The following is a 26,745-nucleotide window of genomic DNA, read 5'->3' as shown; positions in this document are numbered from 1 at the left end:
ATGGAGCCGCCGACGGGCGCAGCGCCGCGCGCCGGCCACCTCAGGAGCGGCCGTAATGCTCCAGCCGGTTGTAGAGCGTCTTGAGCGTGATGCCCAGCGTGGCGGCCGTGCGCCGCTTGTCGCCATGGTGATGCGCCAGGGTGGCCAGGATCAGTTCGCGCTGCATGCGCGCCAGCGGCGTGCCCACGGGCAGGTGCAGCACGCCGTCTTCGCATTGGGCGCGCAGCGCCTGCCGGGCGCGGTCCAGGAAGTCGCTGTCCAGCACGTCGTCCGAGACGATGAAGGCGCGCTGCACCACGTTGCGCAGTTCGCGCACGTTGCCCGGCCAATCGTGGATGGCCAGGCTCTCGAGCATGCGGCGCGAGAAGCGCTTGGCCGTGCCGTGGCTGGCGTTCATTTCATCCAGGAAATACTGCGCCAGCGCCGTCACGTCCTCGGCGCGCTCGCGCAGCGGCGGCACGCGCAGGGGCACCACCAGCAGCCGATGGAAAAAATCCTCGCGCAAACGGCCGCTGGCCACCGCCGCGGCCGGGTCCTGGTTGCTCGCGCACAGCAGCCGGACATTGGCCCGCAGCACGTCCGAGCCGCCCACGCGCTCGTAGGTGCCGCTCTCGAGCACGCGCAGGAACTGCACCTGCAGGTCCAGCGGCATCTCCGTGACCTCGTCCAGGAACAAGGTGCCCGCGCTGGCATGCTCCAGATAGCCGCAATGCTGGGAGAGGGCGCCGGTGAAGCTGCCTTTCTCGTGCCCGAACAGCTGCGCATGGGCCAGGCCGCCGTTGATGGCGCCGCAGTTGACCGCCACGAAAGGCCCGTCGCGCCGCCCGCTGGCGGCGTGGATGGCGCGCGCCACGACCTCCTTGCCGGTGCCGCTCTCGCCGACGATGAAAACCGTGGCGTCGGTGGCGGCCGCGCGCCGCATCTGCGAACGCAGCTGCGTCATCGCCTCGGACTGGCCGGTGCGCGCCAGCAGTTCGGCAAAGGGCTGGCCCCGGTCAGGGCTTTCTTGCTGGAAAAACTCTCGTTCTTGCATGGCGATCCTCCGTCCCCGACGGGGCCGGCAGCGGCAATCATAGGGCTTGCGGCACGCAGCCAGCGCGCCGCAAGCGGGCCAAAGTGTTAGGGACCGGTAAGTAATGGCAAATCTTGGAACAAGCCACGGCCAAACGCCCCGGCCGGCGCGTGCAGCGGCTATGCTCGAAACTTGCGCGGCCGGCCCGCCACGGGCGGGCCGCGCACGATGCCGACGCGGGCCCGACCGCCCGCCCGCGCACCTTGGAGAACCAATGCCTCATCTGCTGATCGTCGATGACGACCAGGCGATACGCGAATTGCTGGGCGAGATCGGACGCCACAGCGGCTATTCGGTATCCCTTGCCGCCTCGGTCGAGGACGCCGTGCGCGAACTCGAGCGCCAGCCGCCGCAGCTGGTCCTGACCGACGTGCGCCTGCCCGGCGCCAGCGGCCTGGACATCTTCCGTTTCATGGCCGGCGTGCGCGCCGAAGTCGTGGTGATCACCGGCTACGGCAGCATGGACACGGCGGTCGAGGCGCTGCGCCGCGGCGCTTCCGACTATCTGGTCAAACCCGTCGAGATGGAGCGCCTGCAGCACATCCTGGACCGCGTCTCGGCCAACTCCCGCCACGCGCCGGCCGCCGCGCCCGACGGCAGCGGCATGGGCGCCATGCGCGGGACCTGCCCCAGCATGCAGCAGGTGTACACCCAGATCGCCCGCGTGGCGCCCACGCAGGCCACCGTGCTGCTGGTGGGCGAGAGCGGCACGGGCAAGGAACTGGCCGCGCAGGCCATCCACGCCAGCAGCCTGCGCAGCCACCGGGCGCTGATCGCGGTCAACTGCGGCGCGATATCCCCGAACCTGATCGAAAGCGAGCTGTTCGGCCACGAGCGCGGCAGCTTCACCGGGGCGGACCGGCTGCACCGCGGCTACTTCGAGCGCGCCGATGGCGGCACGCTGTTCCTGGACGAAGTCACGGAGATGCCGCTGGCGCTGCAGGTCAAGCTGCTGCGCGTGCTCGAGACCGGCCAGTTCATGCGCGTGGGCACCACGCGCGAGATCGCCTGCGACTTTCGCCTGATCGCGGCCACCAACCGCAATCCCGAGCAGGCCGTGCAGGAAGGCCGCCTGCGCGAGGACCTGTACTACCGCCTGAACGTCTTTCCGCTGGAACTGCCGCCGCTGCGCGAACGCGGCCCGGACGTGCTGCTGCTGGCCGAACACTTCCTCGAGCGGGAGAACGCCGCGGCGGGCACCCGTAAAACCTTCAGCGCGGCCGCGCGCGAGGCGATCGCCGCCTATGGCTGGCCCGGCAACGTGCGCGAACTGAAGAACTACGTGCGGCGCGCCTTCATCATGGCGGAGAACGACCAGCTGCAGGCGGACGTGCTGCAGCCGCAGGCCTGCCTGTCCGGCGCCGACCCCGGCCAGGTCTCGGTGCCGGTGGGCGCCTCGCTGGCCGAGGCCGAGCGGCACGTCATCCTGGCCACGCTGGCGCGCTGCAACGGCGTGCGCAAGCAGGCCGCCGCCGTGCTGGGCATCAGCCCCAAGACGCTGTACAACCGGCTCGAGGAATACGCCAGCGCCGGCCACGAACTGCCGACGGAGTAGCCCCCGGCCGGGCGCCAGGGGCGCGCGCCGGCGGCATCCGGAAATACGGCTGGACATCTCGGTGTGCAAGGGCATGGCGGCTTCCGGCCGGGCCGGAATTGAAGCAGGGCTTGCCGCACCCTACGCAACATCCGTGCCTGCCGATTCCGCCGTGCGTGCGGCCCCCGCGCGCCGCCCGGGCGGCACGGGGGCCAAGCGCAATATTTACCGGATGTTGAAATCGAGGGCGCGGCTAGTCCTGCGGCTGCGCAGGGCGGGCAGCCAGCCGGGCTTCGACAATCAGATACGAGACGATACCGATGGCCAGGGGCGTCAGGGCGTAGGTCGCCCGGTACATCAGCACGCCGGCCAGCACGGCCGAGGCGGGAAACTGCGAGGAAAGCGCCGCCACGAAGATGGCCTCGGTAGTGCCCAGCCCGCCCGGGATATGGGTGGCCACGGCGGCGATGCTGCTGCACAGCAGGATGCCCAGCACGGCCGGATAGGCCACCCCCTCGGGCATCAGCACCCACATGATCGCGCCCATCAGCGCCCAGGACACCGCCCCCAGCCCGGCCTGGAACAAAGCCATGCGCCAGGAGGGCAGGCGCATGCGATGGCCGCGCACGGTCAGTTCGCGCCGGCGCGAGAAGGCGCACAGTCCCAGGTAGCCCAGGGCCAGCGCCAGCATGCCGGCGCCGATCAGCCGCAGCAGCCCCTGGCCCAGTTCCCAGCCCTGGGGCACGGGCACCGCGCCGGCCACGAACAGCACACCGCCCAGCCAACCATAGGCCAGCCAGTTGGTGATGGTGCTAAAGAGGAACACCCGCCCGATCATGCCGCTGGACAGCCCAAGCTTGGCGTACAGGCGAAAGCGGATGGCCACCCCGCCCAGCAGCACGCCCAGGTTCTGGTTCAAGGCATAGCTGATGGCCGTCACGCCCAGCACCTGCCAGACGGGCAGGCGGTGGCCGGCCAGCCTGCGCGAGAGCACGTCGAAGCTGGCGTAGACCGCATAGCCCAGGGCGGCCAGCCCCAGCGCCAGGGCGATGCGCCAGGGCGCGATGCTGCGCGCCGACTTGTAGACCTCGGGCCAGTCCACCTGCAGGGCCAGCTTGACGATCAGGGTGGCGGTGATGCCGACAACGAGCCAGACCAAGGCCTTTTTGAGGGTGCGGCTCACACGCTCTCCTGCACTTGCGCTTGGTCGAACTCCTTGGCCTGGAAGGTCTTCAGGCGAGGACGATGGGCGGGAAAATAGCCGGCCCAGGCGGGAAAGCGCCTGAGGAAATGGAACACGAATACGCCCGTCCACATGCGGCGCAGCTTGCGGCCCGAACGGGCGGGCAGGGGGGCGGGCCGGCACTGCTCGGCGATCAGGCGTTCCAGGCTGTCGCGCAGCGCGGTGTTCAGGCCCGTATCGTGCACCACCACGTTGGCTTCCAGGTTCAGCGAAAGGCTCAGCGGATCCAGGTTGCTCGACCCCACGGTCAGCCACGAATCGTCCATGCAGGCCACCTTGGCGTGCAGCGGGCGTTCGCAGTATTCGTAGATCTGCACGCCGGCCTGCAGCAGATACTCGTAGAGCATGCTGGCCGCCAGCTTGGCCGCCGGCATGTCGGGCTCTCCCTGCAGGATCAGGCGCACGCGCACCCCGCGCCGCGCCGCATTGGCCAGGTCGCGCAACAGCCGGTAGCCCGGGAAGAAATAGGCATTGGCGATCAGGATATCGCGGCGCGCCGCGCGGATGCCGGCACGGTAATAGCGCTCGATGTCCGAGGGATGGTGATTGTTGTCCCGCAGCACGAGCCGGCCCGCGCCTTCTTCGTAGGGCGAGGCCTGCGGCGGCTCGCGCCGGCGCAGGCGCGGGCCGCGCCCGCGCACCGGCGCCAGCGCCTCGCGGGCGAACTCGCGCAGGTCGCCGGCCAGCGGTCCCTCGATCTGCAGCGAATAATCCTGCTTGGCCTCCGGCCCGTAATCGGCCAGGTGGTCGGCGCCGAAATTGATGCCGCCGATCAAGGCGATCCTGCCATCGATGGTAACGATCTTGCGATGCAGGCGCCGGAACCAGTTGGTGCGCATGCCCAGCAGGCGGGGGCGCGGATCGAATACGTGAAACCCCACCCCGGCCTCTGTCATGCCCTGCACGAACTCCTGCGGCAGCCCTTCCGAGCCGTAGCCGTCGACCGTGACTTCGACCTGCACGCCGCGCCGCGCCGCCGCGATCAGCGCCTCGCGCAATTGCCGTCCCACCTTGTCGTCGAACAGGATGAAGGTCTCGACCAGCACTTCGGTGCGCGCCTGGCCGACCAGCTCGACCACGCGCGGAAAGAACTGCTCGCCGTTCTCCAGCAGCTCGAACCTGTTGCCGCTGCGCCATTGCAGATTCACAGCATCACCTCCGCCGCGATAGGCATGTGGTCGGACAGCACCGCCCAAGGGCGCGCAGCCATGGGCAGGGGCCGCCAATGCCGGATGTTGCGTACATAGATACGGTCCAGGCGCAGCAGCGGAAAGCGCGCCGGAAAGGTGCGCGCCGGCTTGCCGAAGCTGGCGCTGAACACCTCGGCCGCGCCGCATTCGTGCATGACCGCATCGGCGCGCAGCCGCCAGTCGTTGAAGTCGCCCGCCACCAGCATCGGCTCGCCTTCGGGCTGCGCATGCATCAGCGCGCACAGCCGGGCCAGCTGGCGGCTGCGATGCCGCTGGCGCAGGCCCAGGTGCACGCACACCGCGTGCAGCGGCGTACCCTGCCGGTCGATCACGCAATGCAGCATGCCGCGGGCCTCGTGGCCTTCGATGCTGACATCGTGGTTGTCATAGCTCACGATGGGATACTTGGACAGGATCGCATTGCCGTGATGCCCTTCGGTATAGACCGCATTGCGTCCATAGGCGTACTGCGGCCAAAGCTCGTCGGCCAGGAACTCGTAGTGCGAGGTTTCCGGCCAATGGGCATGGCGGCTGGCGTGCAGCACGTGTTCGCCGACCACTTCCTGAAGAAACACGATGTCCGGCGCGAGGCGGCGCAAGGCCTCGCGCAGCTCGTGCAGGATCACTTTGCGCTTGAAGAAGGTAAACCCCTTGTGCGTGTTCACGGTAAGCACCCGCAGGCTTTCCCCGCCGTGCCCGGGCCACGGCGGGGAAACGCCATGCCTGCCTGGCTGCCTGCTGCGCGCCGGATTTTGGACCTCGTTACCAAACTTACCGCTCATTCCTCGACGGTGCCGTTGCGCACGGGGTCGGGGCGGGTGTGCGACAGGCCGGCCTGGTCCTCGTCGACCACCGCGTCGGCATCGATATCGGCGCCGTCCTCGATGTCCTCGAGCGGGTCGGCGGATTCGCGCTCGCCCGTGCCGGTCGCATCGCTGTCGCTGCGCGCCTGCCCGGCCGGCACATCGCTGGCCGAGTCGGTCGAGTCGCTCGGGCCCAGGCCCGGCGCGGTCCGGGCGTCTTCGCCGGCCGGCTGCATCAGGGCGAACTGCGGAAGGAACATGGAATACATGGCGGACTCCACATGGGTGAACAATGACCCATCCACGATGCCGCAATCCGCGTAACCTTGCTTTATCAGAAAGTTTCCAAGCGTAGGCCGCGCCAGCGCCAGGCCAGCGCAGGCAAGCAGGGAAAGCCGTTGCGGATGCCGCTATCATGGGCGGCAAACAAAAGCCCCAGGGAAGCATCGGTGGAGTCATCGGCAAACACAACGACCACAGCGCTCGTCGCGGCGGGCCCGCGCTCCAGGACGATATACGTCTTTTCGCTATGCGCCATCTTCCTGGCCGTGGCGATCGTCTTCGTGCTGGGCCTGCACCTGGCGGTCAGGAAAAGCGACGAGCTTTCCGCCCAGCGGCAAAGCCGCGAGATCGCCCAGGCGGTCAGCAATGGGCTGGACGACCTGGCCCAGGCGCAGGAAGGCGCCGCCGTCTGGGACCTGCTGGCCTGGGAACTGGCCAAGCCGATGCCCGATTGGGCATGGGTGGACGAGAACGTGGGCCAATGGCTGCACGGGCTGTTCCGCCACGACGCGCTGTACATCCTGGATGGTGCCGACCGCCTGGTCTATGGCAGCGCAAACGGCCAGGCACTGCCGCCCGGCGAGCATGCGGACATCCTCCAGGACATCGGCCAGTTCGTGGACCTGGTGCGCGGGCGCCGCACCCGGCAGAACAACCCCCACGAAAGATTGCCCGGACAGCCGCTGGCCGCGGACAACAGCCTGCGCACCACGCCGGCTGCCGTGCACGCGACCGACGTTGCGATCTTTCGCGGCAGGCCGGCGGCGGTGAGCGTAATGCGCATCGAGGCGCCCCTGCATGGCGCCGCCTCGGACGATCGGGCGCCGCTGCTGGTCAACGTCAGGTATCTCGATGGATCGTTCCTGCGTGACCTGTCGCGCAACAACCAGATCGAGGCGCTGCACTTTCACCGCTTCGCGACCGGGCAGGCGCACGACGGCGAATACGCGACCGAGCTCGTATCGAGCGAGGGCAAACGGCTTGGATACCTGATGTGGTTGCCCGACCTGCCCGGCAGCGAGCTCTGGCAGGCGTTGCTGCCCTTGCTGGCGGCGACCCTGGCCGGGCTGGGCGGCATCATCGTGCTGCTGTCGACTCGCACCTATCGGCTGATGGGGCAGCAAGCCCGCAACCTCGAGCAGCTGCGCTCGGCCCATGTGGAGCTGCGGGCCAGGGAGGCCCAGGCCCACCACCTGGCCTTTCACGACGTATTGACCGGCCTGCCCAACCGGGCCCTGTTCAACAATTGCGTGGACCAGGCGCTGGGGCGCACCCGCACAGGCGACTCGTTTGCCATCCTGCTGCTGGATCTGGACCGTTTCAAGCACGTCAACGATACCTGGGGACACCTGGCGGGCGACGCGCTGATCCAGGAATTCGCCAGCCGCCTGAGCGGCGCGGTGAGCACCCAGGACACCGTGGCCCGGCTGGGCGGGGACGAATTCGCGATCCTCGCCAAGGGGCGCACGCCGCAGTCGATCGCCGTGCTGGCCGATGCGATTCTCGCGCAGGTGCGCCGGCCTTTCGAAGTGCTGGGCAACCGGGCTTTCGTCGGCCTGAGCATCGGCATCTCGTTCGCGCCGCAAAACGGCACGGACAGGGCCGAGCTGATGCGCAAGGCCGACATCGCGCTGTATCGCGCCAAGGACGAGGGACGCGACCGCTACTGCGTCTTTTCCGCGGAGATGGACGAGACGGTCAAGGTGCGCGCGGCCATCGAGGAAGATCTGCGCAGGGCGCTTGCCAGCCCCGGCGAGCTGCAGGTGTTCTACCAGCCGCAGATCGACAGCCAGACGCATGCATTGATCGGGGTGGAAGCGCTGGCCCGCTGGAACCATCCCGTGCGCGGCCCGATCTCGCCGCAGCTGTTCGTGCCCATCGCCGAAGACACGGGCCTGATCAACCCGCTGGGCCAGTGGGTGCTGGCCCAGGCATGCCGCGCCGCGCTCAAGTGGCCGGGCTTGTCCGTCGCGGTAAACCTCTCGCCGGTGCAGTTCCAGTCCGGCGGCTTTGCCGAAGCGGTCACGAGCCAGGTGCTTGCCGCGGGCGTGCATCCGAGCCGGATCGAGCTGGAAGTGACCGAAGGCGTGCTGGTCGATGATGACCAGCGGGTGCGCACGGCGCTGAACACGTTGCGCAAGAACGGCTTTCGCATTGCGCTGGACGATTTCGGAACCGGCTATTCAAGCCTGAGCTATCTGCGCAAGTTCGAGGTCGACAAGATCAAGATCGACCGCAGCTTCATCCAGAGCATCGGCCAGGCAGCCGACTCCACGCCCATCGTCTCGGCCGTCGTGACGCTGGGCCACGCCATGGGGCTGACGGTCACCGCCGAAGGCGTCGAGACGCCCGAGCAGCGCGATTTCCTGGCAACGGCCGGCTGCAACGAGTTCCAGGGATTTCTGTTCTCCAAGGCGGTAAGCGAAGACGAGATATCGCGGCTGCTCGAGCGCGCCGATCCCGGCTGGCAGGCGCAACCGCCAGCCTAGCGGGCGGCGCTACGCCTTGGCGGCCGGCCCGGTGCGCAGCACCAGCCACAAGGCCACGCCGATCAGCAGCCCGCCCTGCAGGTGAGCCCAGGACAAGGGCTCGTCCAGCAGCAGCGCGCCCCAGCCCACGCCAAAGGGCGGAATCAGGAAGGTCACGCTCAGGCTCTTGAGCGGGCCCACCTCGGCCAGCAGGCGAAAGTACAGCATGTAGGCCACGGCGGTGCACAGCAGCCCCAGGCCGGCCAGGGCCAGCAGGATGCGCGGGGCCAGCAGGGGCGTCCAGGGCATGTCCAGGCTGGTGGCCAGGAACACGGGCAGCAGCAGCAAGGTGGCGCCGGCCTGGCTACCCAGCGCCGACAGGGCGCTGTCCAGGCCGCCGCGCTCGTTGATCCAGCGCCGCGTGAAGTAGCCCGCAAAGCCATAGCAGGCCGTCGCGGCCAGGCAGGCCGCGGCGCCGTACAGCAATTGCGCGCTCAAGGGCACCGGACCGGCGCCGCTGAGCACCGCCACGCCCGCCAGGCCCAGCACCAGCCCCAGCAGCTTGGCCCGCGTCAAGCGCTCGGCAAAGAACAGGCTGCCGATCAGCGCGCCCATCAGGGGCGTCATGGCATTGAAGATCGCCGAATAGCCGGCGGGCAGGTACCAGGCGGCGATGCTGAACAGCAGGACGGGCAGCCCGGAATTGACCATGCCGATCAGCATGATGGCGCGCAGCTTGCCGCGAAACTCCCAGCGCTTGCCCAGCAGGGCCACGATGGCCGCCAGGCCGGCGGCCGAAATCAGCACGCGCAGAAAGGCGTTGGGCACGATGCCGATGACCGGCACCAGCTGGCGCATGAACAGGAAGGCGGCCCCCCAGATGGCGGCCAGGCACAACAGCAGAAGCAGGGCGGTGGGACGCATGGCAGCTAGCGCCGGACTCGGGACGCGTATTAAGCCAGGAAAGCGCGCGCGCATCCATCCGTTTCTTGCGCGGCAATGCCGCCGCCGGCCAGGGACGGCCCCGGCGGCGGCCTACAGGCCCGGCGGGTGCCGGCCGGCCCAGCCGGCGCGGCGCTCGAACTCGGCGCCCACCTGCAGCACCGTGGCCTCGTCAAAGGCCCGGCCGACGAACTGCACCGACAGCGGCAAGCCTTCGCCGCTCAAGCCCGCCATGACCGCCAGGGCCGGATGGCCGGTCAGGTTAAAGGGCGAGCGCGCGTGGCGGCCGTAGGTCTGGCGGCAGGCCTGGGCATCGTCCACCCGGCAGGGCGGATCCATGGAATTGACGGCCATCAGCACGTCCACCGACTCCAGGGCCTGGTCCACCGCGGCCATCAGCGGGCCGCGCAGCTGCTGCGCCTGCACGTACTCGGCGGCGCTCAGCAACGCGCCGGGCAGCAGCTTCTGGCGCGCCACCGGCGAATAGTCCTGCGGCCGGGTGCGCAGGCCTTGGGCATGGATGGCCCAGGCCTCGCTTTGGAAAATCACCCGCTGGGCCGCGCCAAAGCGCTGCAGCGGCGGCAGCCTGGCCTCGCAGACCCGGGCGCCGGCCTCGCGCAGCAGCTGCGCCGCCTGCTCGAAGGCTGCCGCCACCTCGGGATGCGCCGGCATGTCCTCTTCGTGAAAGTGCCGCAGCAGGCCGATGCGCAAGCCGGCCACGCCGGCGTGCAGCTTGCTCCCGTAGGCCGGCCGCGCGAAAGGCGCGCAGGCGGGGTCGGCGCCGTCCCAGGCCGCGATGGCATCGAGCAGGCAGGCCAGGTCGGCCACGCTGCGCGCCATCGGCCCGATGTGATCCAGCGTGAAGCTCAAGGGAAAGGCGCCCGTGCGCGAAACCAGGCCATAGGTGGGCTTGAGGCCCGCCACGCCGCAATGGCCCGCCGGGTTGCGCACCGAGCCGCCGGTATCCGTGCCCAGCGCCAAGGGGACCAGGCCCGCGGCCAGCGCCACGCCGGAACCCGACGAAGAGCCGCCGGGATGGCGCGTGCGATCCCAAGGGTTCAGGGCGGAAGGGAAGGGCACGGTGACGGGCGGTCCGCCCACGGCGAACTCGTGCAGCGCAAGCTTGCCCATCAGCACCGCGCCGGCCTGGCGCAGCCGCGCCACCACGAAGGCGTCCTGGGCCGCGCGATGGTCCAGGCGCAGCAGCGAATGGCAGGTCGTGGCCTGGCCGGCCACATCCAGGATGTCCTTGATGCCCACCGGCACGCCCTCGAGCGGGCCGCGCGGCGTGCCGGCGCGCAGCCGCGCCTCGCAAGCGCGCGCCTGCGCCAGTACCTGCCCGGCATCGACGTCAATGAAAGCGTGCAGGCCGCCATCGAGGGCATCGATGCGCTCGAGCAGCGCCCGGGCCAGCTCCACCGGGCCGAAGTCCCCGGCGCGGTAGGCCGCTGCGATCTGGCCGGCATCGAGCCAATGCCAGGGCTCGCGCGGCGCGGGCAGGCTGGCCGGCGGCAGCGGCGCGCGCTGCCGCGCTTGCGTCATGGCCGCGGCCGGCGCTGGCGGGGCCTGGCGCATGCGCATGGGCGGCCAGGGCTCGGCCAGCGGATCGGCGTCAGCCGGCCACGCCTGGCGCGCCTGGGCCACGGCCTGCGCGGCCAGGGCAAGATCTTCGGGAAACGCCCGGGCCACTTGCGCCAGGCCGGCCCGGCAGGCGTCGCGGTACAGGTCTTCGGAAAGCGGGGCGGCAGGCAAGGCAGGCAGGGTCATGGCGGGGCGAAGGCGATCGGTATGGGAAAGGCGCGGCTTGCGCGGGGCAAGCCAAGGCGCACCTTAGCCCGCCGGGCGCGGCCGGTCCACCGCCAGCGCGAGGCGATGTCAGCGGCCGCCGGCCTCGCGCGCGAAGCGGCGCAATATCCGCAGGCAGGAGTCCCTGGCGCTGTTCTCGCCATGACGCAGGGTCGCGGCGATGATGTGCACGTGGCTGGCCTGCTCGGCGGCCAGCGGCACAAAGCGCAGCACGCCGTTGCGGCTCTGGGCGATGGACTCGGGCACCAGCGCGATGCCCACGCCGATCTCCACCAGCGCCAGCAGCGTGGGCACCACGCTTTCCTGCACGATGTGCGGACGCACGCTGGCCTTCAGGAACATCGTTTGCAGCTGGGTCCGGAAATAGGGCGAGATGCGGGCGTCATAGCCGATCAGCGGATACTGCGCGACCTGCTCCAGGGTGGCGCGGCGCTGGTTGGCCAGGGGATGGTCCAGGCGCACCGCAAGCAGCATCGGCTCCTCGTGCACCACGTGCGTGCGGATATCGGCCTCCACCACGATGGGGCGCATCAAGGCCAGGTCGATGCGACGCGCGCGCAAGGCATCGGCCATCTCCAGCGAATTCATCTCGCGCAGCTCCACGGCGAAATCCGGGTGGCCTTCCTTGAACTGATGCAGGGCCACCGTCAGCGACGAGCGCGCCGCGCTGGGCGCCAGCCCGATGGTGACGTTGCCGGCCAGGCCGTGCGAAACCTGCTCGACGGCGCGCAGCATACCCTGCAGATCGTCGGCCAGCCGCCTGGCGTAGGCGTGGACGATGCGCCCGGCCGGGGTCAGGCGCACCGAACGCGTGGTCCGTATCAGCAACGCGGCACCCAGCTGTTCCTCCAGCCGCATGATCTGCTTGCTCAAGGGCGGCTGGCTGATGCGCAGGCGCTCGGCGGCCCTGCCGAAATGCAGCTCTTCGGCCACCACGCTGAAGGCATGCAGCAGCTTGCCTTCCAGCCTCATTAATTCCAACTTAGACATAATCCTTGTCCAAATTCGTATTGGACGACATCAGTTCGGGATTCCTACTATAAGCGCCATCCAATATCCAGGCGCTTGCCGCGGGCCGGCGCCGCCCACATCGGCTCTCTTTCTCCATGCTTTTGCAACATTTCGTCGATCGCCTGCGCCTAGGCAGCCTGCCGCCCACCCACGCCGTGACCCAATCGCTGGCGGCCATCGCCGCGCGCGAGCCGGCGGTGCGGGCATGGACGCATGTCGCGCCGCAGCAGACGCTGCTGGCGCAAGCCCAGGGCGTGGACCCTGGCCTGCCGTTGGCGGGGGTGCCTTTCGGCGTGAAGGACATCATCGACGTGGCGGGCATGCCCACGCGCTGCGGTTCGAACGTCACCCCCGACGCGCCGCGCGCCTACGATGCCGCCTGCGTGGACATGCTGCGCCGGGCCGGCGCCATCCCGCTGGGCAAGACGGTGACCGCCGAATTCGCCTTCAAGGCGCCCGGACCGACCACCAATCCGCACAACCCGGCCCATACGCCGGGGGGCTCGTCCAGCGGCTCGGCCGCCGCCGTGGCCGCCGGCATGGCGCCCTTTGCGCTGGGCACGCAGACCGGCGGCTCGATGATCCGCCCGGCCGCCTATTGCGGCGTGGTGGGCTTCAAGCCCAGTTTCGGGCTGGTGCCGCGCGACGGCATGAAGCTCACCTGCGAATCGCTGGACGTCATCGGCTGGTATGGCGCCGAACTGGAGGACGTGGCCTGCGTGGCGCGCGTGCTGCTGCCCGACCCCGCGATGGGTACGGCCTCGGCGGGCCAGGGCCCGCTGCGCGTGGTCCTGATTCCCGGCGCGGCCATCGCGCCCGTGCAGCCCGAGGCCGAGCAGGCGCTGGAGCAGGCCGCCTCGGCGCTGCGCCAGGCCGGGCATGCCGTGCGCACGCTCGCACCGTTCGCCCAGGCCGGCGCCTTGCTGCAGGCCCACGCCACCATCATGGAATACGAACTGGCCCGCAACATCGCGCCGGTGGCCCGCCTGCACGGCGCGGGGCTGAGCCCGCAACTGGAGGGCACGGTCCGGCGCGGCCTGGGCATCGGCGCGCGCCAATACCGCGAAGCGCGCCAGCTGCAGGCGTCGATGCAGCGCGCCTGGGATGCCCTGGCCGGCGAGGCCGACCTGATCGTGACCGCCAGCGCCGGCGGGACCGCGCCGGCCGGCCTGGGCCATACCGGCGACGGCGTCTTCAACAAGATCTGGTCCTTGCTGGGCTGGCCCAGCCTGCACCTGCCGCTGGCCCGCGCGGCCGGCAGCGGCCTGCCCGTGGGCGTGCAGCTGGTGGGCCGCCACGGCCAGGACGCGCTGTTCCTGGCGCTGGCCGCGCGGCTGCGCGACGCGCTGCGCGCCCACGTTTCCGACCGACAGGCCGCCTGACGGCGTCCCGTTTCTACCGCAGTCTCCGTAACCTGGCTCCACAAGGGGAAAATCATGAAGAAAACTCTGATCGCAATCGGCACGGCCGCCATGCTCGGCATGAGCCTGGTCCCGGCCGCGGCCATGGCCCAGCAAAAGTTCAATCTGCGCTGGGCGCATTACCTGCCCAAGGGCGAATTCCTGGAAGTCGAGGAAGAGTTCGCGCGGCGCGTGTCCGAACGCACCGACGGCGCCGTCAAGTTCAGCATCGCCTACTCGGGTGCGCTGGGCGGCGGCAACGAAGTGCTGCAGCTGGTCGGGCGCGGCGGCGTGGACATGGCCGCGATCGTCCCCGGCTACTATCCCGACCAGTTGCGCTACTGGAAGGCCAGCCAGATCCCGCTGGTGTTCGACACGCCGCGCCAGGCCGTGGAGATCATGCAGGACTCGGTGCAGAAGTTTCCCGAGTTCACGCAGGAGCTGGACAAGCTGGGCGTGCAGTTCCTGTTCCAGCAGGCGCTGGGCTCGTACTACCTGACCGGCCCGGGCGAGAACTGCCATACGCTGGCCGGCGTCTCGGGCAAGAAGGTGCGCGCCTTCGGCTCGGACATCCCCAAGGTGCTGACCGCCGCCGGCGCCACGCCCCTGACCATCCCGGTGGTGGAAATCTACGAGGCGCTGCAGCGCGGCGCGCTGGACTACTCCTTCCTGAACCTGGGCAACGTGGTCTCGAACCGCGTGCATGAAGCCGGCAAGCACACCTGCGGCCCGATCATGACCATGGGCGGGCACCTGACCGTGATCGGCAAGCGCACCTGGAACCGGCTGCCCGAGGACTATCGCCGGATCATCCTGGAAGAAGCCGCGGCCGCCCAGGCGCGCTATCCCGATTGGCTCGAGCAAAGCGACGCCAAGATGATCGAGACCATCAAGGCCTCGGGCGCATCGGTGCGGGCCTTCGACGCGGCGGAGCTGGAAAAGTGGAAGGCGCAGACGCCGGACCTGCTGCAGGCCTGGGTGCAGGACATGAAACGGTCCGGCCAGGAAGAATCGGCCGCCCGCATCGCCGAACGCTGGCGCGAACTGGGCCAGTAAGGCCAGAACGAGGGCAGGGCGGCCGCCGGCCGCCGGCCCCAAGTCCGTCCCAAGGAGCGCATCGTGCAGACTCTATCCCGAGCGGTGCAGCGGCTGGCCTGGCTGTCGGTATTCATCGGCGGCGTGGGCCTGTTCCTGTCCATGTTCGCCGGCATCGCCGACGTGGTCACCAGCAAGTTCGGCCATCCCATCCACGGCGCCTACGAGCTGAGCGAAAGCGTGATGGTGCTGGTGGTGTTCGGCGGCCTGGCCTACGCCCAGATCCAGCGCAAGCACATCCGCGTCGAACTGATCTACCTGCAGGCCGGCCCGCGCATGCAATCCCTGATGGACGTGCTGGCGGACCTGGCCGGCATCGCCTTCTTCGGCCTGCTTCTCTGGCAGGGGTGGAACGAGGCGCTCTACAGCCTGAGCATCGACGAGGCCACCAGCGGCGCGGTGCGCTTCCCGCTGTATCCGGCCCGCTTCGCGCTGGCCTTCGGCGCGGCGCTCTACCTGCTGCAGCTGCTGCTGGACCTGTGCGCCGACCTGGCCCTGCTGGCGCGGGGCACGGGCGGGCGGCTCAAGGACGACGCCGCCCACCTCGAGCGCTGATTTATCAAGGATACGCATCGTGATCGACGCGAACATCGCAGGCCTGATCGCCGTGGCGCTGCTGGCCTTCCTGCTGGTCATCGGCACGCAGATCGGCGTGGCGCTGGGCCTGGTCGGCCTTCTGGGCATCACCCTGGTGATCGGCCCGGACGCGGCGCTGGCGCAACTGGCCACCGTCCCGTTCAACACCACCAATTCGTTCACGCTGGCGGTGATACCGCTGTTCATCTTCATGGGGGCCTTCGCCACCCACGCCGGCCTGACCACCGACCTGTACCGCGCCGCCTATAACTGGATGGGGCGCCTGCCGGGCGGCCTGGCCATCGCCACCACGCTGGCCTCCTCGGCCTTTGGCGCGGCATCGGGCTCCACGGTGGTCAATTCGGCCGTGTTCACCCGCATCGCCATGCCCGAGATGACGCGCCTGGGCTACGACCGCAAGCTCAGCGCCGGCTGCATCGCCGCCTCGGGCACGCTGGCCGCGCTGATCCCGCCCAGCATCATCATGGTGGTCTATGCCATCGTCACCGAACAGTCCATCTCCAAGATGATGCTGGCCGGACTGGTGCCCGCGGCCCTGACCATCGCCGCCTTCATCCTGGGCATCTACCTGCGCGCGGTGCGCAACCCGGCGCTGGCGCCGCTGCAAAAGGCCGTGGTCAGCCAGCGCGAGAAATGGCAATCGCTCAGCGCGGTATGGGGCATCAGCTTCCTGTTCCTGCTGGTCATCGGCGGCATCTACACGGGCCTGTTCACGCCGACCTACGCCGGCGCGGTGGGCGCCTTCGGCGCCTTCCTGATCGCCCTGGGCAAGCGCCGCCTCAACCGCAGCACGCTGCTGGAGATCATCCGCGAGGCCAGCATCACCACCACGACCATCTTCATCATCATCATCGGCGGGATGATCTTCTCGCGCTTTCTGACCTACACGGGGCTGGTGGGCTCGGTGGCCGACAGCCTGCTGGCGCTGGAGCTGCCGCCCTATGTCTACCTGCTGGCCTTCATCGCGCTGTACCTGGTGCTGGGCATGGTGATCGAGGCCGTGGCCATCATGATCATGACGCTGCCGGTGATGTTCCCGGTGCTCACGGGCGTGGGCTACGACCCGATCTGGCTGGGCATCATCGCGGTCAAGCTGGCCGAGATCGCGCTGATCACCCCGCCCGTGGGCCTGAACGTCTACGTGGTGCGCAGCGCCTCGCCGGTGCCGCTGTCGCTGGGCGACGTGTTCCGGGGCGTCACGCCGTTCGTTCTGATCGAATTCGCGATCCTGCTGGTCCTGATCCTGTTTCCGGACCTGGTGACATTCATTCCCGACATGATGGAGTAGGGCGCAGGACCGCGCCCGCTACACGAACCCCTTGCTGGAGCCTTCCATGATCGAGCAGCACCAGCGGTATGCCTACCGCAACATCGACGACCGTCCCACCTACGAATGGCCCAACGGCACGCGCCTGGCGGTCTACGTCTCGACCAACATCGAGGCGTTTCGCTTCGGCAAGGGCAAGGGCGCGGCCATCGCGCCGCCGGACCAGGCCCAATCGCACAGCATCTATTCCTTTCGCGACTACGGCAACCGCGTGGGCTTCTGGCGCCTGATGGACCTGTTCGACCAGCTGGATATCCCGGCCGGCCACCAGCTCAACACCGCCGTCTACGACCTGCACCCGGACATCCCGGCGCGCATCCGCAGCCGCGGCGACGAGATCCTGGGCCACGGCCTGACGAATTCGGACGTGCAGGAAAGCCTGTCCGAAGCCGAGGAAAAGCACCTGATCGAATCGTGCACCGGGCGCATCCGGCAGGAAGAGGGCGCCGCGCCCACCGGCTGGATGAGCCCCTGGCTGTCCAACACGCCCGTCACGCTGGACCTGCTGCAAGAGGCCGGCTACCGCTATTGCATGGACTGGACATCGGACGACCAGCCGATCTGGGCCGCCACCCGCAACGGCCGCATCCTGCTCATGCCCTATCCGATCGAGAACAACGACAACCGCAGCCTGGTCTGGTACCGCTACACCTCGGCGCAATTCAGCGACATGCTGATCGACACCTTCGACGAGATGCTCGAACAATCGGCGCGCCAGCCCCTGGTCATGCCGATCTCGCTGCATCCTTTCCTGGTCGGGCGCCCGTACCGCATCCGCGAGCTGCGCCGCGCCTTCCAGCACATCGTGGCGCACCGCGACAGGATCTGGCTGACGCGCCCGGGCGATATCTGCCGGCACGTGGAGCAACTGCCGGCCGGCACGGTGCCGGGGGACGGCGGGGCGTAAGGGGACCGCCCGCCCGCATGCCGCCTATTGGACGTGGGAAGCGCCGCGAAAGACCTCCTCCAGCGTCCGGGCATCCAGCACGTTCATGGCCCAGGCTTGCAGTTCCTCGCTGCCGGCCTGCGTCAGGCGCCGGTCGACCTGCTTGGGCAAGGCGCCGAAACGCCGGACGAGCTGTCGCCGCAGCAACAGGGATTCGCCTTCCCGGCGTCCTTCCTGATGGCCTTCCCTGCGTCCTTCCCGGAGCCCCTGCTGCCTGCCTTCCTGCAGGCCCTGCTGCTTCCAGCGCAGGCTCCAGTCGATCTTTTCCTCAACGATCATGGCTTCAGGCTCATGCAAGGTAGTGATGGCCGAAATGCTAACGCCAGGCGCGCGCGCGGGCAGCAAAACGTCCCTTAGCCATGCCACGAAGGTACGCTGCAAGTCTTCGAATGCCGGCCCGTGCAAACGGCCGATCAGCCCTTGCAGTGCTTGGCGCAGTTCGTCCTCGCTGCGCGCGTGTTCGAGCCGAAAGAGCAGGGTGGCAAGGTTGCCGGCCGGCAGATCCCCCCGGGCCAGAAGCGCCCCCTGGTCAAGCAACAGGTAGCGCAGCGTGGGCACGTGCTCCTGCAGTCCGGACACGGGCTCGATCAGTTCGGCTACCTGTCGGGCCGAACGCCAGCGGGGCAGGCCGTTATAGATCACGATGGGCACGGCGGCAGGCAAGCGGCCACGGGGCAGCAGCTTGCCCTGGCGCTTGATGTCCTCGTAGAGCAGGCTCAGGTAGGTCAAGATCCGCAGGGCCATGTGCGCATCGCTGCGCGACTGGAATTCCAGCAGCACATAGAGATGGGACGGCCTTTCGTATTGCTTGGCCCGCCACACCATGTCGCTGGAGCGCCGCTGGCGCAGGCCGGCGACGTGTTCGCCGTTGACGCGTTCCAGGGTCGAAAGATCCAGCCCTGCGATCCAGTCCTGCCGGACGATGCCGCGCAACAGATCGGCCACCATGGAAGGGTGGCCGAACAGGCTGCGATAGGCGTGGTCATGGCGAGACATGCGAGTGAGGTGGGCAGGAAGGAGTCGGCACTCTAACGGTTCAGCGTGCATCCTTGGGCGATGAATGCGTCGGTTTTGTCACACCCGATCCTGGCACAGCCACTACTTTCTTCTTCACCATAACTTCTCATAATATACATTATGCGTATTTTAGCCAGGATGCATCTCAGCCAAGATGCCAAGCCACGCCGTCCGCCGGCCGGCCCGATCCCGCCTCGAACTCGATCACGAATGCCGGCAAGCCGGCGCGCGGCCTATCCAGCGCAGCCGGATCGTACGTTTGCACGACACGCACCCGATAGCTGCCTGGCGCCAGCGCCAGGCATTGGTCCTGCTCGTGCGCGGCTGGCAGCGCCGCATCGGCGAACTGCGCCGCCATGGTCAAGGAATCGTAGGACACCACGTGGACCAGTCCGGAGCGCACGGCCAGGACGCTGCCTGCTTCCCGAAAACCCTTGGACGCCGAGATGCCTTGCCGCAGGCTGACCGGATAGCTGCCGCCGCCGTCGCCGCAGTCCCAGGCGAAGATCCGGCCAGCCTGCGTCTGGGCGCGCAAATGCGCGACCAGGCCCGCGTGGTCCCAGTCCCCGGACACGTACGGCCGATACCCGGCCACGTCCAACACGGCCAGCAAGCCCGAATCGTCGATGACGCTGACAGTGCGCACGCCCGCTCCTTTGCCTGTCGCTTTCCGGAAAGCATATATTGGCATCTTTGCCATTCCGAGTCCCTCGGCACGGCCCTCGCCGCGGCCGGGACTCCCACAGGAGCACGATATGACAGGCGTCGAGACGGCGCACCGGCTCGATGGCCGGCTTGTCTGGGCAGGTTTTCGGCAACTCGCGCCGCTTTCGGCCTTCGTGGTCGTGTTCGGGGCGGCCTTTGGCCTGGCGGCGATACAGGCGGGGCTGGATGACGCGTCCATCGTCGTCATGAGCGCCCTGGTGTTCGCCGGCGCCTCGCAATTCGCCGCGCTGGAGCTATGGGGCCCGCAAATCCCGTTGTTCACGATGCTGGTCACCGTATTCGCGGTCAACGCGCGCCATCTGCTGATGGGCGCCACGCTGTATCCCTGGCTGCGCGCGCTGCCGCCGGCACAGCGCTATGGGACGATGCTGCTGGCCTCGGACGCCAACTGGGCCCTGTGCATGCAGGCGCTGCACCGCGGGCAGCCCGGGCTGGGCCTGCTGGTGGGCGGCGGCCTGGCGCTCTGGGTGTCCTGGGTGCTGGGCACCTGGCTGGGCCTGTATTTCGGCAACGCCATCCAGGATCCCACGCGCCTGGGGCTGGACATGGTGATGGGCTGCTTCCTGCTCGCCATGGTCGCGGGCGCGGACAAGAACCTGCGCACACTGGCGGTCTGGGGCGTGGCCGCGGGCGCTTCCCTGCTGGCCTACCGGTATCTGCCGGAGAACAGCCACGTCATCGTGGGCGCGCTGGCCGGCGGCCTTGCCGCGCTGGCATGGAAGGAGCCGGCCCATGAGCATTGACGCGCACGGCCTGGGCGCCCTCTTCGTCATCCTGGCCATGTCGGCCACGACCCTGGCCACGCGCTGGGGCGGCCTGTTCATCATGTCCTTCGTGCCCATCGGCCCGCGCACGCGGCGGTTCATCAACGGCATGTCGGGATCGGTCCTGGTGGCGCTGCTTGCGCCCTTGGCGGCAAGCGGCGACGGCGGCGCCAGGATTGCCCTGGCGACCACCGCCCTGGTCATGCTGCTGGCAAGAAGGCCCTTGCCCGCCATCGCCGCCGGGGTCGTGGCGGCCGCCCTATGGCGGCAGCTCTAGCCGGCGGCAAGCCCGGCGCCCCGCCCGCCTATCCGCCGCCCCGCCTATCCGCCCCGCGTATCCGCCCCGCCTATCCGCCCCGCCTATCCGCCCCGCCTATCCGCCCCGCGTATCACCCGCCCGATCCGCGCAGCCTGCGCCAGCCGATCACCACTGCGCTGGCCGAGACCGCGATGCCGCCCAGGCTCAACAGGATCAGCACCAGGTCCCGCAGCGGGCCGGCCCGCAGCATCGCGGGCAAGTCCCAGCTGTGCAGGAAGTTGAACAGCCAGCGCCCGGCGCGCTGCGCGCGCGACAGGCTCAGGGCCAGCTCGCCGGTGCGCAGGTCGATATAGGCGCGGGTGCGCCCCGCATCGTCGAAATCCAGCCGCAAGGCCGGCAGCCCTCGCACCAGGGCGCCGTTCATGGCCTCGGGATGGCGCTCGTAGTAATACGCGTCGTGCCGCGCGATGACGGCGCTGCGCACGGGTGCCCGGCCGTAGGCGCGCTGCGCCGCCGCCAGCACGTCCTGCGGCTGGAACTGCCGCGCCACGGCCAGCCCCGCGCGCTCGGGCAGGACCAGGCGGCTGCGCGCCTGCGCGTCATAGGCCAGCACGTAGGCGCGCCCGTCCAGCCGCCGCCACTGCAGCTCCACCGCCGCAAACCCCTGGGACTGCAAGGCCCGCAGCACGGACCGGGGTTCGGCCAGCGGCCCCGCGGGGGCCGGCTGGCCGCCGCCGCGATAGGCCGCGGGGTCCGGCCGCGCGGCGCCGGGCCCGGGCGCGAACACGGACAGCGGGTTCATCGACATCAGCCCGCTGAAGATCCAGGTGCAAACCAGGGCGCCGAACAGCAGCCCGGCCCAATGGTGCCAACGCATCCATGCCTGCCGATAGGGGGTGCGCGCGCCCGACTTGTAGCGGCCCCGGAACCGCCAGCGCCACAGCCCCACCACCATGCCGCTGGCCGCGGCAAGCGTGCCCAGGGCCGAGAGCGCGATGACGGTCCAGGACCACAGCGGGCCGTCCGCGCCCTTGCCCAGGAAATACAGCCAGTGCAGCCAGGCGCCCACATAGTTCCAGCGCTGCTGGGACAAGGGTGCATCGAGCACCAGCTGGCCGGTGGCCGAGGAAATGTACAGGGTGCCGCGGCCGGGCCCGTGCGGGCCGGATCCGTCCCAATACACCTTGTGCAAGGGACGATGCGCATCCAGGCCGCGCGCGTGCGTCCAGCGGTCCTGCTGGACCATGCCGCCGTAGCGCAGCGCAGCGCCCGGCATGCGGCTGGCCGCCTCGGCCAGCGCCTGGGCCGGTCCGGCCGCGCCGGGCCGGGCGGCGTCTTGCGCCGGATACGCAGCCGGCGCCGCGCCCTCGCGCACCACGAAATGAGGCTGGCCGCCTATCGAGGTCAGCACCGCCTGCCCTTGCGCCAGCGCGGCCCGCACGCCGTCGGGCACCGGGCAGCATGCCTGCGCATCGAGCGCCGGCAGCCCGGCCAGCCGCTCGCCGGGCGTGAGCTTGGGATAGCCGACGAACAGCATGGTGACGCCGCTGACGAACCACAGCAGCATCAGCACGCATCCGGCCACGCCGCTCCAGCGGTGAACCAGGTAGGTCAGCCTTCGGGCCTGTGCGCGCAAAGCCATCTTCCCTGCCCCCCTCAGAACCGGTGGTTCAGCGTCAGGCTCAGGCGCCGGCCCGGGCCGTAGAACCATTGCGTGTTGCTGTAGTAGGCCGTGGAGAAATAGGCCCGGTCGAACACGTTCTCGCCGCGCGCGGTCAGCGTGGTGTCGGCATCCAGTTCCCAGCGCAGCGCCAGGTCGGTGGCGGCATACGCAGGCAGCTCCAGGGTGTTGGCGTTGTCCGCATAGCGCTTGCCCACGTAGCGCACCCCGCCCATCGCGGTCCAGCCCGGCTGGAAATTCCAGCTCACCCAAAGGTTGGCCAGCCGCTGGGCCACGTTGGGCGGCACCTTGCCCTGGCGCGAGACCGCCGCGCCGCCGACGGATTCGGCAAAATCGTCGTAGCGCGCCCGCAGCGCCGTGGCGTTGGCTTCGATGCGCCAGCCGTGGGCCAGCGCCACGTTCACCGCCACCTCGATGCCGCGCGAGGACTGCTCTCCCACCTGCACGCGCCGGTCGGGCGCGCTGGCATCGCGCGTGAGCAGGTCCGACTTGCGGATGTGATAAGCCGCCAGCGTCCATTGGCCCCTGCCCTGCCAGAAATCCTGCTTCAGGCCCACTTCCACCTGCCGGCCGCGCGCCATGTCGAAGGCGGCGTTGGCCGGGCTTAGCATCAACAGGCCGCTGACCGGGTCGGCGGCCTGCGAATACTGGGCATACAGCGCCAGGTCCGCGCTCAGGTCGTAGACCGTGCCCATGCGCCAGCCCACGTCCGAATAGGTCTTGCGCAAGGCGCGCGTGCCCGTGGGCAGGTCGTCGCGCACCACGCGCGCATGGTCGTAGCGCAGCCCGCCGACCAGGGACCAGCGCGGCGTCACGGCAAGGCGGTCTTCCACGAACAGGGCGAACTGCTCGGCCCGGTTGCGATAGCGCGGAATCGTCGGCGCATCGCTGGCAAAGCGCCCGGGCTCGAAATCATAGGGATCGACCGGCCCGGAACTGCCCGCATAGGTGTTGTTGACGTGTTCGAAACGGCTGCGGCTGGCGTCAAAGCCCACCGACAGCGTGTTTGCCAGCCCGCCCAAGGTGCCTTGGAAGGCGGCGTCGGCGGTCAGGCCGGTCTGGCGCTGGTCGTGCGAGATGGCCGTGTTGCCCGAGCGGTCGATCAGCCCGGTGTCCGGGTCGTACAGGTAGTTCTCGGCATTGCGCCAGTCGCGCTTGCTTGCCACCTGATACAGCCTGCCGCGCACCGTGGCCGCGGCATTGGGCGTCCAGACGGCATCGAGCTGGGTCCATTGGTCGCGAAACCGCATGAAGCTGTCGCGCACGTTGTAGTTCTTCCCGCGCAGCGATTGCAGCGGGCGGCCCTGGACCAGCGGCGTGCCGAAGTAGCGCATCGGCCGCTGGTAGCCATAGGCATGGCTCAGCGTCAGGCTCAGGTCCGGGCTGGCCTCCCATTGCAGCGCGCCCGAGAAGGTCGCATCGCCCATCTCGCCCCGGTCGACCCAACCGGCCTCGCGGTTGCCGCTCAGGTCCAGGCGATAGGCCAGCCGCTCGCCCAGCGCGCCGCCGCTGCCCAGCGCCAGGCGGGCGGTGTCGCGCGTGCCCAAGGTGGCCTGCACTTCGTTGCGGATCGGGCCGAACGTGGGCTTGCGGGGCACCACGTTGACCACGCCGCCGATGGCGCCGTCGCCGTGGATCACCGAGGCCGGGCCGCGCAGCACCTCGATGCGCTCGACCGACCAGGTATCGAAGGGGAAAGTCACGCCTACGCCGCCGTACTGGCGCAGGCCGTCGTACAGGCGCATCACCGAGGTGCTGTCGGCAAAGCCGCGGGTGGACAAGGAGGAAAAGCCGTTGCCGGGGTGGCCCATGGCCGAGATCGCGCCGGCCCGCGTAATGGCCTCGGACAGGCCGGCGTCGCCGCGCGACTGCAATTGCCCGCGATTGATGATTTCCACGCTGGCCGGCGTCTGCCGCGGCGTCAACCCCAGGTTCGAGCCGGTGAAGGCAGGCGTGTCGAGCTGACTTTGCGGCTCGGCCGTCACGCGCAGCGGCGCCAGCATGGTGGCCGGCTGGCCCAGGGCCGGCAAGGCGGCCAGGCCCAGGGCAAGGTGTGCGGCGGCTGCGCCCGGCACGGCGCGGCGCCGCGCGAGCGTGGTCTTGGTGCTATCGAACATGTCGTCGTCCCGAATGCGCGGCATGGCACGCGCGGCGGCCCGGCCCGCCCGGGGGGCGCGCGCCGCACCAGCGCATGCGCGGATACCCGGCCTCGCCCATGCGTGGGCAAGGACTCAGGTATCGCCGCTGGAAGTTCTTATGGCTTTGCGTGCGAGACCGCCCCGCCTTGGGGGCGCCGCACGCGCGAGGACGCAATCAGGCCGGCACAGGCGGGGCGCGCGCGCGGCAGGGATGCCAGGCCGGCCGGCCCGGCGGGGCCACGGCTTCGGGCACGGGCGCCAGCAGGTGGGCGCGCGTGGCCGGCGCGATGGCCGGCCATCCGGTTTCAGGCAGGAAGGATGGGAAGCAGCACAGCAGGCAATGCCCCAGGGCGGCAGCGGATACGGCCTGCCCTTGCTGCGGCCCGTCGGCGTCGGCCGACAGATCGACCGCGATGCGCTCGTGCGTGCCGGCATTGCATAGCTCCAGCCAGACCTTGCGGGCCGTGGACGACGGCTCGCTCGCCATGCCCAGCACGGGCAGCAGCGTGGCATAGACGAAAGCGATAAGGGCGAGCCAGCACGCGGGGCGGCGGCCCGAAAGGCGCTGGCTCATGCGGGAAAAGGACGCGCTTTGCGGAACGGCCACAGTGTATCAGCAGGCCCAGCCAGCGCGTGCGCCCTGCCCTACATCACCCGCAGCTTGTCCACGTCGAACTCCACGTCGTTGCGGTCCTTGTCCAGTTCGCCGGTCAGTTCGACCTGCTGCTTGTCGTCGATGGGCTGGCCCTGGGGAAAGCGGCGCGAGGAGATCTCCACGCGGATCCGGCCGGTGCCGTCGTCGAAGGTGTAGTGGTCATCGCCATCGTGCGAGACGATGCGTCCGACCAGGATGGCCTTCTGGTCGTCCTTGCCGGTGTCCAGCAGCTCCTTGACCGTGGTCTTGGGAATGGAGCTGGGGCCGGCGTATTGCGCCAGCACGGCTCCGGAAGCGGCCACCATCAGGGTAAGGGCGGCGGCACGCATAGCGTTCTTCATGATCGGGCTCCTTGTCGTCGTTGCACTGGATCAGGCGGCATCCGGCGCGCCTGCCCGCGTCTTCCATAGTCCGCGCACGTTGGTCACGCCCAGGAACAGCTGCAGGACCACCAGCGCGTAGGCCGAGGCATGCACGCCCCAGGCCACCCACAGGACGTTGCTGGCCACGAAGGTCCAGAAACCGGCATGGCGCCGGCGCTTGCTCTTGGAAGCGACCAGGTAGGCGGCGGCGACGGTTACCGCCATGGCTGGCCACTGCAGCAGATCCAGTGTGTCGTTCATCCTTGCCGTGCGGGGGTCGGGCCCGCCCCATGCGGGCCGTGCACGGACTATATCGGCCGGCGCCGCCCGCTGGGGCAACGGGATGCAACACGGGTAAGCGGCGGTTCAGGCGGCCGCCAGCAGGTCCAGCGCCACCTTGCCCGCCTGCTCGGCCTCGAGCCGGGTGTCGTAGCCCAGTTCCGAACCCAGCAGTTCGCCCGGGCTGCCGTCGTCGTTGATCCGCACGATGCGCCACTCCCACTGGCCGGCCTCGGGTTCGCTCACCAGCAGTTCGATACGCTTGTCCATCTCGATGCAACTCCTCTCGTAGGAGGGGCCGGCACGACACGCTTGCGTGGATCGCCTCAGCCGGGCTGGCTTGCGCGCAGCTTGGCGGCCAGGGCTTGGGCGTCCGCCTCGGCCTCCTCGATGGTGCCGCGCGTATCGGGGCAGCGCTGGACCGTACTGGTGGCCGCGCCGCGCCCGCCGCTGTGGCTGACCGTTACATAACCATAGAATCTGCCATCTTGCCGGGCCCTGACGTCCCAGGCGATTTCCTGACTGCTCATGGCGCGCCTCCTTGCCGCGGATGGGTTCCGGTTGTCCCGATCGTAGCGCGGCGCCCCTGCCCTGTCAGCCGCCCGCGTGTTACCTGCCGTGTCCGGATCCCGCCGGGCCGGCGCAAGGAAATTCCCGCCCGGCCGCCACGCCGATGTTGCAGGGGTCACACCGACCTGCTAAGTTGCGCAGCATTTCACCCCCCCTTTTTTTCTTGCAAAGGATCGAACCATGTCCACTTACGACGATGCAGGCAAACTGGTGCTGCGGCTGAGCATCGGCATCCTCATGCTGTTTCACGGCCTGTTCAAGCTTGCCAACGGCATCGGCGGCATCCAGGGCATGGTGGCCGGCGCCGGCCTGCCCGGCTTTTTCGCCTATGGCGTGTACGTGGGCGAGGTGATCGCCCCCATCCTGCTGATCCTGGGCCTGTTCACCCGTCCGGCCGCCATCCTGGTGGCCATCAACATGCTGGTGGCCATCCTGCTGGCGCACGCCAGCCAGCTGGGGCAGTTCACCAAGATGGGCGGCTGGGCCCTGGAGCTGCAGGGCCTGTTCCTTTTCGGCGCCATCGCCATCGCCCTGATGGGCGGCGGCCGCTACGGCCTGAGCCGCCGCTAGCCGCTAGC

General features: G+C 69.3%; 28 protein-coding genes. 10 read left to right on the top strand and 18 right to left on the bottom strand.

Translation table 11 applies throughout. From position 1 onward, the window contains the following. Positions 1-40: 40 nt before the first annotated feature. Complete coding sequence (locus V8Z80_RS00140) at positions 41-943, bottom strand: sigma-54 interaction domain-containing protein (RefSeq protein ID WP_442951920.1); 903 nt, start codon at positions 941-943, stop codon at positions 41-43. A 343-nt stretch (positions 944-1,286) separates the two neighbouring features. Here V8Z80_RS00140 and V8Z80_RS00135 point away from each other — a divergent pair, with 343 nt between their 5' ends. Further along, positions 1,287-2,627: a sigma-54-dependent transcriptional regulator gene (locus tag V8Z80_RS00135; RefSeq protein WP_155193685.1), complete on the top strand. Its 1,341-nt coding sequence runs from the start codon at positions 1,287-1,289 to the stop codon at positions 2,625-2,627. 232 nt (positions 2,628-2,859) lie between these two features. Here the strand turns inward: V8Z80_RS00135 and V8Z80_RS00130 are convergent, their stop codons facing one another. The 5 genes from V8Z80_RS00130 to V8Z80_RS00110 all read right to left on the bottom strand — a co-directional run bounded on the left by V8Z80_RS00130 (position 2,860) and on the right by V8Z80_RS00110 (position 6,380). Further along, entirely contained in the window at positions 2,860-3,789 is a 930-nt protein-coding gene (locus V8Z80_RS00130) for a lysylphosphatidylglycerol synthase domain-containing protein (RefSeq protein WP_336060629.1), read from the bottom strand. Beyond that, positions 3,786-4,997, bottom strand: coding sequence for a cardiolipin synthase ClsB (gene clsB / locus V8Z80_RS00125; RefSeq protein WP_336060628.1), 1,212 nt, complete (start codon positions 4,995-4,997; stop codon positions 3,786-3,788). The genes V8Z80_RS00130 and clsB overlap by 4 nt, the downstream gene beginning before the upstream one ends. Continuing rightward, entirely contained in the window at positions 4,994-5,713 is a 720-nt protein-coding gene (locus V8Z80_RS00120) for an endonuclease/exonuclease/phosphatase family protein (protein ID WP_336060627.1), read from the bottom strand. Before V8Z80_RS00120 ends, clsB begins: the two co-directional genes overlap by 4 nt. A 104-nt stretch (positions 5,714-5,817) precedes the next feature. Next, a complete protein-coding gene (locus tag V8Z80_RS00115) occupies positions 5,818-6,111 on the bottom strand; it encodes a MatE family transporter (protein WP_442951915.1) in 294 nt (97 codons plus the stop codon). Between the two features lie 65 nt (positions 6,112-6,176). Beyond that, complete coding sequence (locus tag V8Z80_RS00110) at positions 6,177-6,380, bottom strand: hypothetical protein (protein WP_336060626.1); 204 nt, start codon at positions 6,378-6,380, stop codon at positions 6,177-6,179. Positions 6,381-6,390: 10 nt separating this feature from the next. Here V8Z80_RS00110 and V8Z80_RS00105 point away from each other — a divergent pair, with 10 nt between their 5' ends. Beyond that, positions 6,391-8,613: a putative bifunctional diguanylate cyclase/phosphodiesterase gene (locus V8Z80_RS00105; protein WP_336060625.1), complete on the top strand. Its 2,223-nt coding sequence runs from the start codon at positions 6,391-6,393 to the stop codon at positions 8,611-8,613. A gap of 9 nt (positions 8,614-8,622) precedes the next feature. Here the strand turns inward: V8Z80_RS00105 and V8Z80_RS00100 are convergent, their stop codons facing one another. From V8Z80_RS00100 to V8Z80_RS00090, 3 genes are all read right to left on the bottom strand, one after another. Beyond that, positions 8,623-9,516, bottom strand: coding sequence for a DMT family transporter (locus V8Z80_RS00100; RefSeq protein ID WP_155193678.1), 894 nt, complete (start codon positions 9,514-9,516; stop codon positions 8,623-8,625). Positions 9,517-9,627: 111 nt separating this feature from the next. Beyond that, positions 9,628-11,301, bottom strand: a complete 1,674-nt coding sequence (locus V8Z80_RS00095) for an amidase (protein WP_336060624.1) — start codon at positions 11,299-11,301, stop codon at positions 9,628-9,630. A gap of 108 nt (positions 11,302-11,409) precedes the next feature. Next, entirely contained in the window at positions 11,410-12,330 is a 921-nt protein-coding gene (locus V8Z80_RS00090) for a LysR substrate-binding domain-containing protein (RefSeq protein WP_155193674.1), read from the bottom strand. A 116-nt stretch (positions 12,331-12,446) separates the two neighbouring features. Between V8Z80_RS00090 and V8Z80_RS00085 the strand changes: the two genes are divergently transcribed. From V8Z80_RS00085 to V8Z80_RS00065, 5 genes are all read left to right on the top strand, one after another. Then, the gene (locus V8Z80_RS00085; RefSeq protein WP_336060623.1) at positions 12,447-13,733 is read left to right on the top strand and encodes an amidase; all 1,287 of its coding nucleotides are present in this window, start codon (positions 12,447-12,449) and stop codon (positions 13,731-13,733) included. A 54-nt stretch (positions 13,734-13,787) separates the two neighbouring features. Then, complete coding sequence (locus tag V8Z80_RS00080) at positions 13,788-14,807, top strand: C4-dicarboxylate TRAP transporter substrate-binding protein (RefSeq protein ID WP_336060622.1); 1,020 nt, start codon at positions 13,788-13,790, stop codon at positions 14,805-14,807. A gap of 63 nt (positions 14,808-14,870) precedes the next feature. Further along, on the top strand, positions 14,871-15,401 hold the full coding sequence (locus V8Z80_RS00075) for a TRAP transporter small permease subunit (protein WP_336060621.1): 531 nt from the start codon (positions 14,871-14,873) through the stop codon (positions 15,399-15,401). Positions 15,402-15,420: 19 nt separating this feature from the next. Next, entirely contained in the window at positions 15,421-16,731 is a 1,311-nt protein-coding gene (locus V8Z80_RS00070) for a TRAP transporter large permease (protein ID WP_336060620.1), read from the top strand. 46 nt (positions 16,732-16,777) lie between these two features. Next, positions 16,778-17,677, top strand: coding sequence for a polysaccharide deacetylase family protein (locus V8Z80_RS00065; protein ID WP_336060619.1), 900 nt, complete (start codon positions 16,778-16,780; stop codon positions 17,675-17,677). 24 nt (positions 17,678-17,701) lie between these two features. Here V8Z80_RS00065 and V8Z80_RS00060 read toward each other — a convergent pair whose 3' ends face one another. Continuing rightward, on the bottom strand, positions 17,702-18,712 hold the full coding sequence (locus V8Z80_RS00060; RefSeq protein ID WP_336060618.1) for an Rpn family recombination-promoting nuclease/putative transposase: 1,011 nt from the start codon (positions 18,710-18,712) through the stop codon (positions 17,702-17,704). Between the two features lie 166 nt (positions 18,713-18,878). Further along, a complete protein-coding gene (locus tag V8Z80_RS00055) occupies positions 18,879-19,379 on the bottom strand; it encodes a hypothetical protein (protein WP_336060617.1) in 501 nt (166 codons plus the stop codon). Positions 19,380-19,488: 109 nt separating this feature from the next. On the opposite strand from V8Z80_RS00055, the gene V8Z80_RS00050 reads away from it, so the two are divergent. Further along, positions 19,489-20,202: an AzlC family ABC transporter permease gene (locus V8Z80_RS00050; RefSeq protein WP_155196662.1), complete on the top strand. Its 714-nt coding sequence runs from the start codon at positions 19,489-19,491 to the stop codon at positions 20,200-20,202. Then, positions 20,192-20,500 carry an AzlD family protein gene (locus tag V8Z80_RS00045; RefSeq protein ID WP_155196661.1) on the top strand — a complete coding sequence of 103 codons (309 nt, stop codon included), beginning with the start codon at positions 20,192-20,194 and terminating at the stop codon, positions 20,498-20,500. Before V8Z80_RS00050 ends, V8Z80_RS00045 begins: the two co-directional genes overlap by 11 nt. Positions 20,501-20,612: 112 nt before the next feature. Here V8Z80_RS00045 and V8Z80_RS00040 read toward each other — a convergent pair whose 3' ends face one another. From V8Z80_RS00040 to V8Z80_RS00010, 7 genes are all read right to left on the bottom strand, one after another. Continuing rightward, the gene (locus V8Z80_RS00040; RefSeq protein ID WP_336060616.1) at positions 20,613-22,124 is read right to left on the bottom strand and encodes a PepSY domain-containing protein; all 1,512 of its coding nucleotides are present in this window, start codon (positions 22,122-22,124) and stop codon (positions 20,613-20,615) included. A 14-nt stretch (positions 22,125-22,138) separates the two neighbouring features. After that, on the bottom strand, positions 22,139-24,280 hold the full coding sequence (locus V8Z80_RS00035; RefSeq protein ID WP_442951914.1) for a TonB-dependent receptor: 2,142 nt from the start codon (positions 24,278-24,280) through the stop codon (positions 22,139-22,141). A gap of 196 nt (positions 24,281-24,476) precedes the next feature. Further along, positions 24,477-24,875 carry a DUF2946 family protein gene (locus V8Z80_RS00030; protein ID WP_336060615.1) on the bottom strand — a complete coding sequence of 133 codons (399 nt, stop codon included), beginning with the start codon at positions 24,873-24,875 and terminating at the stop codon, positions 24,477-24,479. 71 nt (positions 24,876-24,946) lie between these two features. Then, positions 24,947-25,297, bottom strand: coding sequence for a YgiW/YdeI family stress tolerance OB fold protein (locus tag V8Z80_RS00025; protein WP_155196657.1), 351 nt, complete (start codon positions 25,295-25,297; stop codon positions 24,947-24,949). A 30-nt stretch (positions 25,298-25,327) separates the two neighbouring features. Then, entirely contained in the window at positions 25,328-25,579 is a 252-nt protein-coding gene (locus V8Z80_RS00020; protein ID WP_155196656.1) for a hypothetical protein, read from the bottom strand. A gap of 105 nt (positions 25,580-25,684) precedes the next feature. Then, on the bottom strand, positions 25,685-25,867 hold the full coding sequence (locus tag V8Z80_RS00015) for a hypothetical protein (protein WP_155196655.1): 183 nt from the start codon (positions 25,865-25,867) through the stop codon (positions 25,685-25,687). A gap of 56 nt (positions 25,868-25,923) precedes the next feature. After that, complete coding sequence (locus tag V8Z80_RS00010) at positions 25,924-26,127, bottom strand: hypothetical protein (RefSeq protein WP_155196654.1); 204 nt, start codon at positions 26,125-26,127, stop codon at positions 25,924-25,926. A gap of 220 nt (positions 26,128-26,347) precedes the next feature. On the opposite strand from V8Z80_RS00010, the gene V8Z80_RS00005 reads away from it, so the two are divergent. After that, a complete protein-coding gene (locus V8Z80_RS00005; RefSeq protein WP_155196653.1) occupies positions 26,348-26,737 on the top strand; it encodes a DoxX family protein in 390 nt (129 codons plus the stop codon). Positions 26,738-26,745: the final 8 nt, after the last annotated feature.

Source organism: Orrella sp. JC864 (genome assembly GCF_037026685.1).
Lineage (GTDB): Bacteria > Pseudomonadota > Gammaproteobacteria > Burkholderiales > Burkholderiaceae_B > Orrella.
Note: the sequence above shows the minus strand (reverse complement) of the source record. Positions and strands in the feature narration are given on the sequence as shown.

Coding starts and splice junctions, on each gene's coding strand:
- V8Z80_RS00140 (WP_442951920.1), bottom strand. CDS start 943: ATGACGCAGCTGCGTTCGCAGATGCGGCGCGCGGCCGCCACCGACGCC.
- V8Z80_RS00135 (WP_155193685.1), top strand. CDS start 1,287: ATGCCTCATCTGCTGATCGTCGATGACGACCAGGCGATACGCGAATTG.
- V8Z80_RS00115 (WP_442951915.1), bottom strand. CDS start 6,111: ATGTATTCCATGTTCCTTCCGCAGTTCGCCCTGATGCAGCCGGCCGGC.
- V8Z80_RS00110 (WP_336060626.1), bottom strand. CDS start 6,380: ATGGCGCATAGCGAAAAGACGTATATCGTCCTGGAGCGCGGGCCCGCC.
- V8Z80_RS00100 (WP_155193678.1), bottom strand. CDS start 9,516: ATGCGTCCCACCGCCCTGCTTCTGCTGTTGTGCCTGGCCGCCATCTGG.
- V8Z80_RS00095 (WP_336060624.1), bottom strand. CDS start 11,301: ATGACCCTGCCTGCCTTGCCTGCCGCCCCGCTTTCCGAAGACCTGTAC.
- V8Z80_RS00090 (WP_155193674.1), bottom strand. CDS start 12,330: ATGTCTAAGTTGGAATTAATGAGGCTGGAAGGCAAGCTGCTGCATGCC.
- V8Z80_RS00085 (WP_336060623.1), top strand. CDS start 12,447: ATGCTTTTGCAACATTTCGTCGATCGCCTGCGCCTAGGCAGCCTGCCG.
- V8Z80_RS00080 (WP_336060622.1), top strand. CDS start 13,788: ATGAAGAAAACTCTGATCGCAATCGGCACGGCCGCCATGCTCGGCATG.
- V8Z80_RS00065 (WP_336060619.1), top strand. CDS start 16,778: ATGATCGAGCAGCACCAGCGGTATGCCTACCGCAACATCGACGACCGT.
- V8Z80_RS00060 (WP_336060618.1), bottom strand. CDS start 18,712: ATGTCTCGCCATGACCACGCCTATCGCAGCCTGTTCGGCCACCCTTCC.
- V8Z80_RS00050 (WP_155196662.1), top strand. CDS start 19,489: ATGACAGGCGTCGAGACGGCGCACCGGCTCGATGGCCGGCTTGTCTGG.
- V8Z80_RS00045 (WP_155196661.1), top strand. CDS start 20,192: ATGAGCATTGACGCGCACGGCCTGGGCGCCCTCTTCGTCATCCTGGCC.
- V8Z80_RS00040 (WP_336060616.1), bottom strand. CDS start 22,124: ATGGCTTTGCGCGCACAGGCCCGAAGGCTGACCTACCTGGTTCACCGC.
- V8Z80_RS00035 (WP_442951914.1), bottom strand. CDS start 24,280: ATGTTCGATAGCACCAAGACCACGCTCGCGCGGCGCCGCGCCGTGCCG.
- V8Z80_RS00030 (WP_336060615.1), bottom strand. CDS start 24,875: ATGAGCCAGCGCCTTTCGGGCCGCCGCCCCGCGTGCTGGCTCGCCCTT.
- V8Z80_RS00025 (WP_155196657.1), bottom strand. CDS start 25,297: ATGAAGAACGCTATGCGTGCCGCCGCCCTTACCCTGATGGTGGCCGCT.
- V8Z80_RS00020 (WP_155196656.1), bottom strand. CDS start 25,579: ATGAACGACACACTGGATCTGCTGCAGTGGCCAGCCATGGCGGTAACC.
- V8Z80_RS00015 (WP_155196655.1), bottom strand. CDS start 25,867: ATGGACAAGCGTATCGAACTGCTGGTGAGCGAACCCGAGGCCGGCCAG.
- V8Z80_RS00010 (WP_155196654.1), bottom strand. CDS start 26,127: ATGAGCAGTCAGGAAATCGCCTGGGACGTCAGGGCCCGGCAAGATGGC.
- V8Z80_RS00005 (WP_155196653.1), top strand. CDS start 26,348: ATGTCCACTTACGACGATGCAGGCAAACTGGTGCTGCGGCTGAGCATC.